The sequence below is a fragment of the Bradyrhizobium sp. Kon58 genome (assembly GCF_055807455.1).
Map to the genome: position 1 here is coordinate 64,138 of NZ_JBVVOT010000010.1, position 11,320 is coordinate 75,457.

An 11,320-nucleotide genomic window follows, 5' to 3' on the forward strand; every position below is an offset into this window, starting at 1 on the left:
CATGGCGCCGAACGCCGCTCTCGGTCATCCGGCTCGCACGTGAGCATCCGGGTTCGAGATCAAATCATGCCTCCTAGTGACTTCCACCCAGCGACTATCAACGTTTCGGACACTAGGAGCAGCCATGCATAGGGTAGGCCTAATCATCCCGCGCGACTTCCAGCGCTTGAGCCTTGCGCCCCTGACGGCATTCGAAATGACGGGGTTCGGACTTGCAAAGCCGTCCCCGGCCGATTCTCACTATGACCTTCATCTGTTGTCGGAACATGGCGGTCCCATTCGATCCTCTTGTGGTCTGACAGTTGAAACCGAAGCATTCGACAATCCAGCTTTTGATACAATTATTGTCGGCGCTGTCACCGCGTTCGAAATGGCTCCATCGAGCGAAAACCTGATCGCCTTTGTGCAAGAAGCTGCCAAGGTATCAAGGCGCACTGCTTCACTTTGCAATGGGGCGTTTGTTCTCGCCGAAGCCGGACTTCTCGATGGTCGCCGTGCGACGACGCATTGGATCCAAGCGAAAAGTTTCAGGGTTCGGTTTCCGGATGTCAGGATGGAAGAGGATCGGATCTATATCAATGATGGTCCGATCTGGACGTCATCTGGCCGTCGTGCCGCAGTGCGCCAAGAGAGCCGCCGACAGACGCCTCCCGCGGACCAAGCGTGCGCACCCAGCCGGTGGGTCCTGGCCTCACGGACGATTGGATGCCGTGGGCGGGTGCGGCATCGCCTTTCCCCCTGAACGCGATCCTAGCGGCTTGGAGAGGGGTGGGGGGACGCGCTGCGCCTTGCACCGGTAACGAGCTGCCGCGTAGGCCACCCTTCCGACACGTTGTGCTCGGCAGCCCCGCGCAGGGAATTGAGTTCTGACCACGCGAGCGCGGCAGTGATCCATCTCTGCCGCTCTGCGCCCTTGGCTTCCGCGGCAAGCTTCATCGCCGCGGCGGCCTCGCGCTTGGAGTCGTACTCGAGATCCATGGATACAAATATAGCTGCAGATCGTAAATGATCACGCACCAGTGGGACCGTAGCAATCCGGTGTCGGCACCATAGGCCGGGGCTGTCTAGCCGTCCGATGCGCCTTCGCCGCGCGTCCGGCTAACAAGTGCGATGCGCTCCTCGCTCATCGATTGCGATGATTGCCGGACACCACCTGAAGCGTAGATACGAATTGCGCAGGATACGTCCGTTTTCCATTCGAAGTGTCGGATGACGGTCTCGCGGTTGAACGATCCCGCCATGCTGATCAGTTGAAGCGAGCCAACCATTTGCTCGACCCGGCCGGCTCGTCCCAAAGGCAGGAGCAAGCGCTCACAACAGATCGTATGGCCGCCGCTGTTGTAGGTCGAAAACACGTTGTAGATGGCGCAGCCGCTGGTCACGCATTGTTCGGCGGCGGCTAGACCGAACTCCTTCAACGCCGGTGGCAGAACCTCTTCCATCGATTTCCCGGCCCAGCTCGAATTGAAGACCTCTCCTACGCTGGCGCCTTGGTAAAGCGCTCGAAACGTGTGCCCGTCTGCCCGGCGCTCAACACTCCAGATGATGAGTTGTTTTGGATCATGCAGGCGCGCTTCCGGCCTGAACTGATCTAGCGAAGGAAAGCGTAGAGTGCCGGCCGCGCGTGCCCAGTGCCGGCACATGGCCTGCTGACTGATGGACTTCACATGGGCGAATGAACCGTCGCTGTATCGCATGGTCCAAAATTACCCGCCACACCGTTAACGAGCCGTAGTCCGGGCAGCCTCTAACGGGCGACTATATGCCCCATATAATTCGGCGAAGTTGGCCTTCCGGAGGCGCCCTGGTAGGAGTTCGGTGGAACATCGGCGCCGCATCAGGAGCGCTCGCGATCGATTGCCCTCGCGCGAGCGTCCCGCAATGGAATCCAGCTGCACGACACTCCCGAAAAGCCCGTGAATTGCTCGTCTTTCAGATATCTCCCGGCCGGCCTCCGCGGTATTCTGGGGCTCACGGGCCTACCTGTTCGGCTCACGATGAGAAGAGATGTTTCAAGACGAATCGGATCTGGCCGCGATGGCCGAGGCGCTAGGCCGGTCGAGTGATTACCGGGTGCTCCGGCGCCTGGTGCGGCGGCCGAGGTCGATGGCGGTCTCCGGATAGGAAACGAGGATCGGCATCCTGCTCGACACCGAAACCACCGGCCTGGACCACCGCAACGACGAATTAATCGAGCTCGGCATGGTCAAGTTCGGCTACACGCCGGACGGGCGCATCATTGATGTCAGGGACACGTTCTCCGCCTTCAATGAGCCGTCAGAGCCAATCCCGGCCGAGATCACGGCGCTTACCGGCATCACCGACGACATGGTGGCCGGCCACAAGATCGACTCAGTGGGTTTCGCTATTCGGGAGTCTGCCGATGGCGTCCACCCTTTTTTGGTTCTCGCTTGATAAAGAAGTTCACCTGCTCGACGCTGATCGGGTCGCCCAAATCCTCCAGCGCAGCATCAATCAGCTTACCCGTACCACCAGCGAGCGCCCACTTCGCGGCCACGTGGTTCGCCGGCAACATGTTTGCTATCCGTTCGGCTGCGGCGAAATCCCTGTCGCGAACCGCCCAGATTGCAAGCAAAAGCAGCACGCGCCTTTTGTCGTGCGTAGCGAGAGACTTGGCGCATTTCAGAAGCTGATCGGTGTCACCGCGAAGCGCCAGCATGAGCAAGAACCGAGAAGCGATGGGCTCGATCTTCGTCATAACCAATTGGGGAGTTATCGCTTCCAGAAGCCGCGGCACCGCGAACTCCGAAGCTACGAGCAACGCGTGCGCTGCCCTCAACCTTACGTCGCGAGTACCCGGATTCGTCGCGAGCTCGAAGATCTTGTCCTGAAATTGCTCACCGGCCGAGCGCGCCAGCAGGAGGAATACCTCATAGCGAAGATCGAAATCGCGCGTGTCGATTGCCACGCGATAAAGCTCATCCGCTGGATCGTCTTCGATCCTTCCGAGCTTCGCCATTGCTTTCACGGCGCTTTGCGCGATCGGATAGTCGGCTGCCTCGCCGTAGTAGCTCGCCCCGGGGCACCAGTCGTCCTTGGATAGATGAAGGAGCGCAGGCATATGAGAAGCATGTGGCCGCGCTTCGAGCAGTTCGACCAGAGCCCGGCGCACGGGGCTTCCCTTAGCTTCCGCCAGAGCGAGGATATCCGGCGGCAACGGTGACGCCGGCGGCAGCACCTTCAGCGACCGAGCGACGACTTCGGCGAAGCGATGCGACAGTCCGGCCTTGATATCCGCATCCATTCCGTGCCGGATGGCGAATTCCAGAGCTTCTACCGCGTGGTTGGATTCGTCGGAATGCGCGAGCAGCCAGCGAGCATCTTCTGAGACGGGCAGTGGCACATGGCGATCCATCATGACGCGGAAGAGTCGTACATCCTCGTCGACGTCCGGAACGCCGACCAGGTATTGGCGAGCCTCGGCCGAAAGGGTGGGAATCCCCTTGTCTAATGAAAACGCAGCCTCAGCAATCTCCCGCAGTACGGACGGCAGCGAGCGGCAGGCTTGCTCGGCAGCTTCGGTGTGGCGTTCTCCTTTGGGCCCGGCTTGCCGATATCGAAGTTCGCCGAGCTCGATGGCGAGCTGGATCAGCTTGGCGTGATTTCCCGCCTGAGACAACGTCTCGACGATCTCGACAAGCCGTTGAGGGGCTCGCTTGAACAGAGTGACGAGGGCGGCAGTTCTGATGCTGCTCTCTTGATGTCCGGCAAGGATCCTTTGAATCAGCGGTTTCTCGAAGGCGGGATTCCATGCCCTGTTTAGGACGTGCCAAACATCATCCTCGTCCTCTGTCCCGTGACCTGACGCGAATGCTCCTGCGACCTCGTTGTCGGCTGGCCTATCCTCCTTGAGCAGCGCCCGGAACCAATAACGCAGCAGATGCACGCGATGCGGATGTTGTGCGATGCGGGGCCACCCCGTGGTCGCTCGCACGCGATCGACATAGGCCTCGAGGAACTCGCGGGCCGTGTAACCCGTCTCGTCGTCGGCTAAATGCTCGGCATAATCCTCGCTGTACTCACCGTTGACGATGGACAGGTGGATTTCCGCGTTTCGTTTCAGATCCGCCTCGCTCGGCGTTAGGACTCGGATCGCCCCTTCAACGATCGCTTCGAAGCCGGCGAGATCGTCGAGAGCACCATCGGCGATGGCGTCGCTGCTGTGGATGACACCGAGATTGACCGCTTCGGCCGCCGCGGCCAGGAAGGCCGGTGTCAGCCCGCCCGCAAGCCGATCGACTGCGGCCGCAAATCCGCTCGGGTAGTCGTCTCGGGATTCAGGCAGCACGTCGCTGATGAAACGCTCCACCAGGACCTTGACGGCCACATCGCCCTTCATTCGAGCATACCATTCCGCTGTGCGCTCGGGAGCGCCCCATCGCATGAACCCTGGGAAGCTGCGATCGGGACGGTGCAAAAGATATCGTGCGGCCTCCGAGAGATTGCTCGACGGCGAGCCGGCTGCGGCCGCAAGCGCGAGGTTGGTTTCGAATCCTTTCCCTCCTCTGGCCAGCTCCTGATCTAGCCAAGCATCGATCTTAACCTGCGAAGGAGCCGTAGGCTTGGCTCTGAGCTTGGGGGTCCGATCGATGGCAAGAAGCAGACGGGCGGAAGCTGCCGGTCCCCATTCACCGTCAAGCGAGACCAGGGCCTCGATGAGCTCGCGTAAGGTGAGGCGAGCGATGATTTCCGCTCGCCCAAGTGCCTGTTCGATTCCAGCTTCGACCCGTGGATGGTAATAGGTGACTGCAGTCTCTACTTGCCGGAGGTTCCTGGCAGCGACCAAGAAGTTGACGAGGGGTGACACCCCCCGTTCGAACGCCTCTCCCCGCTCGGCGAGTTTTTCCTCGACCTGCCGCAGGAGAGGTAACGATAGTCTGTCGGCGGCCTTCAACATCCCCCAGACGACCGCGGCCGCGCGCACGTCGCCGCGAGCTTCGATCTGATCGACCACCGTCCGCTCGATCGAATTCTGATGGGCCCGACGGATGGCCTCGGCGACGATCTGATGGGGATTTCGAAACTCCTCCTCGTCCACCGTAGGAAGGGCGTCGAAGAACTTCTGGATTTCGAGCGGGGTCGCTAATTCCGAAAGAACGCCCGCTTCGCTTTCCTTGGCCGGCTTCTGAAGCTTTCGGGGCAGTGCCTCGATGCGCGTCTCGTAAAGGCGCCGCCGCTCCCCTCTGCCGTAGTGTTCGGCTTCCAGGCTGACCAGCCACGGCTTGACCATATCCAAGGCGCCGGAGGTCGTCGCCACGTCGAGGCGCGAAGTGGCCACGATCAAACGATCATGCCGCGCTTCCGCGAAAAAGTGGGATAGCCGATCGTTCCACGGCCGGCTCTCCGGGTCGAAATCGTACCTGCCCCAAGGGTCTTCGATGTCATAGAGGACCGGCCCCTCCGTCTGATCATCGCGCAGCTGCTCCGGGCCTCGTGAGATCGGGACCCGGGTCAACCCGGGGACGGCCGCCTTTAACTCGTCGTAGATTCTCCGGGTGGCCATTGTCTTGCCTGTGCCGGACTGCCCAATGAGAAGGACGGCATGCCGTTTCCGGAGGGCTCCCAGGATCTCACCCCAGTTCGTGGGCTTCACGTAATGGTCTAGTTCCGGGGAGCTCGCGATGTATCCCTCATGCTTCCGGATCAGCCGCTCCAGCTCCTCCCGGGTCCAGCGACCGCCGCCGGCGCCGGCGATCCGGGCTCGGGCTTCCTCCCGGAAAGCCTTTCTACATTCCTCGAGCCGGGCGTTTGGGACGCGAAAGCTTTCGCGCAACAACTCCTTTATGTCCGTCCCGAGGCGCTCCGGATCTTCGTTGCCGATGATGGCCACGCGTCCGGCCGCGTCGGGAGGAAGAATGCCTGCGATCGTCGAAGGCATGGCGGCCGCCGTCGGCCAGATACCCGCGTGACGCACGCGAAGGTTCGCGGCTCCTCCGTTCAAACCTGCGCTCGTCACCAAGAGGTACCGGGCACGGGAATCCTTGAGCCGCTCGGCTGCAGAGGCGCGAGCCTCACCGTGCTCAAGAAGGCGCTTCACCCCTGCGACGGTCCAAGCGTCCCCAGTCCGTAGCTTCGCCTGGACGATCAATCGGTAGCCATCGAGGGTTGCGGCCGTAGTGATCCGGCCAGGTTCGAACTCTTCGAGATCAGCTTCGACGTCCTCCTCGCTGGCCGGCTCGAGGATGAGATGCTGGGTGAGCCGGCTCGCCAACACCAGATCGAGAGCCAGCCAGACCGACACGTCGATCTGATACTCGTACCCGGCGATCGAATAGCCACCCGCACCTCCCTCTTCGCCGAGCCTTTCCGAGACCTTTGCAGCGCGCTTCGCCCCGGTCTTCGGAGCCGGCTTCGGCTTCTTATTCGGGCTAGTCTTCGGGGCAGACCGACGGACGGCTTTTGACGTCGATTTTGGTTTTTGTTTCTTCGCCACGCTGTCGAATTCCGCTCTGAAGACGCTTTGAAAGGTGCATAGCTTTACCGTCCTTTACACTTTTTCGGGTGATTCAAGAAAGCCGATTCCGTGAACACAATTTGCTTTGCTGCTGGAAGGCCGTCACTAAAGATGTAGCTAAAATCACTTTCGGTACGTCGCATATGGCCTTGAAGCAATCGCCTCCCTCGTTTTGCTCGCAATTTGAGCAAGCTATTTTTCGGCAGAAAGCTGCTTTATCGATCATTGAATGCGCTCGTTGATGTCGCCGATACGCCTACCGGTTCTAAATTCTACAAGGTCGATGCGTGCACCCCTCTGAAGGAAGTCAGTTTATCCCGCTCGACTCCCGGCAGGAGCCAACGCCGTCCAAGCGTTGCTGCGGGCGACATTCTGACCGCGATGGCTCAAGCAAGAAGACGTGGGAAGCCGTCGACGAGTTCGTGCCGCTCCTCGGCGCTGGAGAGGGCCTCGAAGAAGTCGTCGATCGTGAGCTTCGGTGAGGATGACATCTTCGCTGCTCGCCTTCGCAGGTAAATTGAAATACCGCCCGGCGCCTTGTCTAACACAAGAATCGTCTATCCGAAGAGATCGTCCGGCGGACTTACATGGCTCACTTCCGGTTGAGAATCCGGCAGCTGCAGCCCGATTATCCGGTCGATCTCATAGACCAGATTCTCGCGTCCTTTACGTACGGATGCGACCAGATCTCCCTGCTTTCTCCAATTTGCCTCGTGGGCCTTCTTCTCCTTTTCTTGGAGCTGGAGCAGGGCGTCGGACGATCTTTCGATGCGATCGAAAAAGCTGGCACAAACCTCCGAGGTGACGAATTCATACAACTTGGCCGTCTTTTCCGCACGATCGCGATTACTCGACCGCAGGGCGAAAGTCTGGATCATGTGACGCCGCACGATGGATACGAGCGTCAAGATGCGCGCTGGCGCAGCGAGGATCACGCCGTCGACTGTGTGAAGGTGCCTCGCGCCTGCAGGAAATCGACTGGTGGATAGGATGGCGTGCTCGGCCTTCGCATCCATCTGGTCGGCGGCAAGCTTCGTGACGAACTCGTTTCGCCAAGCTGAATGATTCTTCGAATCGTAGATGATTTTGCCGCACTCCTTGCCGTTGTGGATGACGGTCTGGAGAATATCGGCCCCGGGACGACCGCGTTCGACGCGCTCGATACGATCCTCCTCGAATTCAGCCGCAAGAGCCTGATAAAGATTGATTTCAGCGCCCTCCCCCAGCTCCTCGGAGCTCTTCTTCTCGTATGCTCGCTTCAATTCTTCGAACTTGAGCTGAATTTTCTGCCGCTCCTCGAAAGCTGCCGATCTCTCCGCCGCCAAAGCGGCATCCTTTTGCCTCTCCATCTCCTCTTTCATTTTATCCCACGAGGATTGGAACGCCTGCAACCTGTGCTCAGCAGCTGCCGCAACTGCCTGCGAAGTAGTCGCTGCTTGGGCAAGCCTCGTCATGTCGGACCGGAGCATTTCTGCAGCCTGTTCGGTTGCATCTTGCCGGATAAATTGCTCGCGCGCCTCTGAGGCCCTTCGACTCTCCTCAAGTGCCATAGCGCCGGTCGCCCGCTCCTGTTCCAGCGCCGCGATCAACCTCTCTTCCTTCTCGGCGGCGGCGGCAAGTCGCTGGCCGACTGCGGCTTCGGCTTCCGCGCGTGCTTTGACCTGTAGCTCGTTCTGGGCCTGCCCAGCGAGCTCCAGCTGGCGACGCAAGCTGCTTATCAAATCATCGGCCTCGCGCTTCGTGGCTTCCAGAGCGTCGCGTTTTTCGATTTCGTGCCGCTTTGCGACCCCCTCGGCGATCTCGTTCGTTCGCTCGCGCCGCCACGTTTCGATGCGAGCTTGCGTTTTCTTTGCGTGCTCGTGGTCGATGGGCTGGCCGCAAGCTGGGCACTCATTTGCTACTACAGTAGAGTCGGATTTGGGCGGCAGGCGACGGGGAAAGCTTCCGAGCTGCATGCTTAGCGCCCTCCATCCGGTTTGGTCCGCCGGCGCCTCTTGAGTCGGCTCCGCTGAGCTGCGAGAGTGTCGTCCTGAGGAAGCGCTCGACGCTTCCGCGCGACTTCTTTGCGGACGCGTTCTTCGACAATCATGCTTGCTAGAAAATCGACGATCACTTGCGCCGGAGAAAGTTCTGGAGGTCGCTTGGGGTTGATCTCTTTCAAGAGCAGTCTCCACCGTTCTGGGTGGCGCAATCCACGCCGCCCAGCGCCTTCAATGCGGCGGCGATTAGCCGCCAGACGCTCTGGCGCCGCGAATGACGTTCGATGCGGCCGCGTATTGTTTTTGGTCCCTCTCCAGTCAACGGATTGCTGATTTCGTTGGCTCTGAATCCATAATCGGAGACGTCGCTTAAATCAGAGACATTCCAGATTTCGAGCGTGGCCAAGCTCCTTTTGAAAGCCTCGATGCCGCCCGGGACTAGTTCAACCGTCACTCTCAACATTTTTCATCCAAGGTTGCGTGAAGGAGAGTCACCGAGCTCACCAAAACCGGGCTTCTCGATACCGCTTTTTGGGCGCCGATCGCTGCGGTGCTGCGCGCGATAGCTGCGCGGCAAATTCATGACGAATTGCTCGAATTCGCGGATCACTGATCGCATGTTACCGAGTCCTGGAGAGTGAAGCGGGTCGGGCAGCTCGCGTCTATTTGGGTAAGATCGCCGGCGGTGACCAGCGCGTCATTTTCAGGACGCGGAGACGGAAGCTCCCACTGCGGAGCCGTCTCGAAATGGAGGTCTGACGTGACCGGCTGAGCATCACAGCTCCTCGATTCCGAGCATGTGCGGAGGAAGGTCGACGAACGAGTCCGTTCCGCGGATGTACGGCTGACAGCTCAGGGCGCGAATCCGCCCGCAAGCGATACGTGGTACAAGATGAATATTGTCCCCTGCGGGTTGAACATCCACCGGTTCTCCACGGCCATGCTCGTCGCGTGCCGTCCGGAGCCAGTCGGCGCGCGCGAAAAGACGTCCCGGCTCTCCGCAAATTTCGCACGTCGTCTGGCTGTGGACTTCGGCCAACGCCACCGCTTCGTCCGAGCTCGCGTCCGGCGCTTCGCGCAGTCCCGATGAAGCGACGGTGATCTGGAACGTGTCGTATTTCTCCTTGAAGTTCTCGATCGTGATCGCCGCTCCGCTCTCCGCGGCGATCGCCGAAATCCGGCGACATGCCCGCTCGACCAGATCCCGCCAGCCATTGCCGACCTCGGAGTAGACAGCGTGAATTCCATTCTTTGACAGGAGATTTAGATAGTATTTCGCGAGGTCAGCCCGCCAGTTTCCTACGAAGAACGCCATGACACGAACCGTCAGATTTATGAATGTTCATACTTAATAGCGTATATTAATAAGGCAAAAATATGACTTATGTCCTGTTCAGGACAGTGCTATTATATAGAGGCTCTGCAGAGGTCTTACTGGTGTGACGCTTCCTCCCTCCGTTCCCCTTCCGACCGCTGCCATGCTGCGTGCGGCTCGCGCACTTTTTGGCTGGGATCAGACCAGATTTGGAGTCCTTGGCGGCGTAGGACAGCGTACGATCGCCAGGCTGGAGGCGGAGGACCAGACTGAACCGGATGCCCGGCGCCGGCGGACCGTTATGCGAATAAAGGAATCCTTGGAAACAGACTTCGGCATCGAATTTATCTTTGACGATGGTGCTCGTGGCGAAGGAGTGAGATTCCGCCAGAGTAGTCGCCCGACCGGGAATCTCTCGAACTCCACCGAGGCTTAGGTCACGGAAATCGATCCGGCCCGGACATGTCTTGGCGTCTCGCTCGGTGGGCAATGATCACCAGCTAAAGCATTTCGAAGGCAGATCCGAGCTTTCCGATGATGGCACCCAAGACCTTGTTGTCCGCGATATCCTCCAAGGGTCCCTCAGATATGCTTAGTCCCCAATCCTTGGCCACGAGATACATTTGCTCGTAGCGATCGGTCGGAACTCCCGGAAGCACGAACAGCCAATAGCCCCCGGTGTGGTTTCGTTGACTTTCAACGGAGAGGACGAACACCTCTTTGCCTTCCGGTACGAAGCTGGGCGGCACGTTCCAAACGTTCGTGGCCGTGACCGAGTTGAGCTGACCTCGGCTGCGCTCCAGATCCTTCCAACGGTATTCCTTGATTCCAACTAGGGCGCTCGGGCGACCAATTTTCAAGGAATCCTTGAGGCGAGCAATCCTCGCCGGGTCTACCGGCGGAATCGCCCGACGCAGATGTCGATGTCGCTCGGGATCCTTGAGGACCTCCCAGATCCCAACATCGATCTCCCGCCCCAGTCCGGAAGGCATGCTGCCATCTCGCAGCCACTCGCCTCGCACTCCGAAAGCGGCAGCGTACATCTCTATCGCGGTCTGTCCGACCGCGTTTTCGCCATTCTCGTGCTTCACGTAGGTTGCCGACGCCCAATGCCAGCTCTCCGCCGCGCCGCGAGCGGAGTCGAAACCGGCAAGGATCCGAGCGCACCTCAACCGTTCTGCAACGCCCCTTCGTGAAAGGTCCTCCTGCCTTTGAACGTCCTTGGTGAGCTTGAGCAGCCGTTCTAGGGTTGGATCAGTTAGGTGCCGGACTGGAACGCCGAACCCGACAGCATACCGTTCCGCGTCTTTCTCCAAAATGGGACGCGCGCCGCTCTCGTGGGAGCGATAGCGGGACGCGGGCCAGCCGTAATGATCGGCCGCTGCGCTTGCGGACCTAAAACCTTTAGACTTCCTGAGGGCTTGTAGGGTTTCTGCCGCCAGGCGCAGCGCGTCGTTTTCGGATTCGGACATCATGAGGCTCAGTCAAAGCGCCACTATATCCCACCGTCAAAAGAGTGTCCCCCTCCGCACGCACTTCGAATCCTTGCAA

8 protein-coding genes are annotated in these 11,320 nt (G+C 59.8%); 2 read left to right on the plus strand and 6 right to left on the minus strand.

The features are described from left to right. Nucleotides 1-196 precede the first annotated feature (196 nt). Nucleotides 197-742 carry a DJ-1/PfpI family protein gene (locus AC0L20_RS18795; RefSeq protein ID WP_473290927.1) on the plus strand — a complete coding sequence of 182 codons (546 nt, stop codon included), beginning with the start codon at nt 197-199 and terminating at the stop codon, nt 740-742. Between the two features lie 322 nt (nt 743-1,064). Here AC0L20_RS18795 and AC0L20_RS18800 read toward each other — a convergent pair whose 3' ends face one another. Then, nucleotides 1,065-1,697, minus strand: coding sequence for a PAS domain-containing protein (locus AC0L20_RS18800; RefSeq protein ID WP_473290602.1), 633 nt, complete (start codon nt 1,695-1,697; stop codon nt 1,065-1,067). Between the two features lie 445 nt (nt 1,698-2,142). Here AC0L20_RS18800 and AC0L20_RS18805 point away from each other — a divergent pair, with 445 nt between their 5' ends. Then, on the plus strand, nt 2,143-2,415 hold the full coding sequence (locus AC0L20_RS18805; RefSeq protein ID WP_473290930.1) for an exonuclease domain-containing protein: 273 nt from the start codon (nt 2,143-2,145) through the stop codon (nt 2,413-2,415). Here AC0L20_RS18805 and AC0L20_RS18810 read toward each other — a convergent pair. From AC0L20_RS18810 to AC0L20_RS18830, 5 genes are all read right to left on the minus strand, one after another. Then, nucleotides 2,366-6,454 carry an nSTAND3 domain-containing NTPase gene (locus AC0L20_RS18810; protein WP_473290604.1) on the minus strand — a complete coding sequence of 1,363 codons (4,089 nt, stop codon included), beginning with the start codon at nt 6,452-6,454 and terminating at the stop codon, nt 2,366-2,368. The two genes, AC0L20_RS18805 and AC0L20_RS18810, sit on opposite strands and share 50 nt — an antisense overlap. A gap of 578 nt (nt 6,455-7,032) precedes the next feature. Next, entirely contained in the window at nt 7,033-8,430 is a 1,398-nt protein-coding gene (locus AC0L20_RS18815) for a DUF2130 domain-containing protein (protein ID WP_473290607.1), read from the minus strand. A gap of 202 nt (nt 8,431-8,632) precedes the next feature. Continuing rightward, entirely contained in the window at nt 8,633-8,917 is a 285-nt protein-coding gene (locus AC0L20_RS18820; protein WP_473290610.1) for a hypothetical protein, read from the minus strand. 312 nt (nt 8,918-9,229) lie between these two features. Next, entirely contained in the window at nt 9,230-9,769 is a 540-nt protein-coding gene (locus tag AC0L20_RS18825) for a hypothetical protein (RefSeq protein ID WP_473290612.1), read from the minus strand. Nucleotides 9,770-10,269: 500 nt separating this feature from the next. Next, nucleotides 10,270-11,244 carry a hypothetical protein gene (locus tag AC0L20_RS18830; RefSeq protein WP_473290614.1) on the minus strand — a complete coding sequence of 325 codons (975 nt, stop codon included), beginning with the start codon at nt 11,242-11,244 and terminating at the stop codon, nt 10,270-10,272. Between the last annotated feature and the right edge of the window lie 76 nt (nt 11,245-11,320).

What these genes read in the sequence shown, in the direction of transcription:
- AC0L20_RS18795 (WP_473290927.1), top strand. Translation starts at nt 197, where the DNA reads ATGACGGGGTTCGGACTTGCAAAGCCGTCCCCGGCCGATTCTCACTAT.
- AC0L20_RS18800 (WP_473290602.1), bottom strand. Translation starts at nt 1,697, where the DNA reads ATGCGATACAGCGACGGTTCATTCGCCCATGTGAAGTCCATCAGTCAG.
- AC0L20_RS18815 (WP_473290607.1), bottom strand. Translation starts at nt 8,430, where the DNA reads ATGCAGCTCGGAAGCTTTCCCCGTCGCCTGCCGCCCAAATCCGACTCT.
- AC0L20_RS18820 (WP_473290610.1), bottom strand. Translation starts at nt 8,917, where the DNA reads ATGTTGAGAGTGACGGTTGAACTAGTCCCGGGCGGCATCGAGGCTTTC.
- AC0L20_RS18825 (WP_473290612.1), bottom strand. Translation starts at nt 9,769, where the DNA reads ATGGCGTTCTTCGTAGGAAACTGGCGGGCTGACCTCGCGAAATACTAT.
- AC0L20_RS18830 (WP_473290614.1), bottom strand. Translation starts at nt 11,244, where the DNA reads ATGATGTCCGAATCCGAAAACGACGCGCTGCGCCTGGCGGCAGAAACC.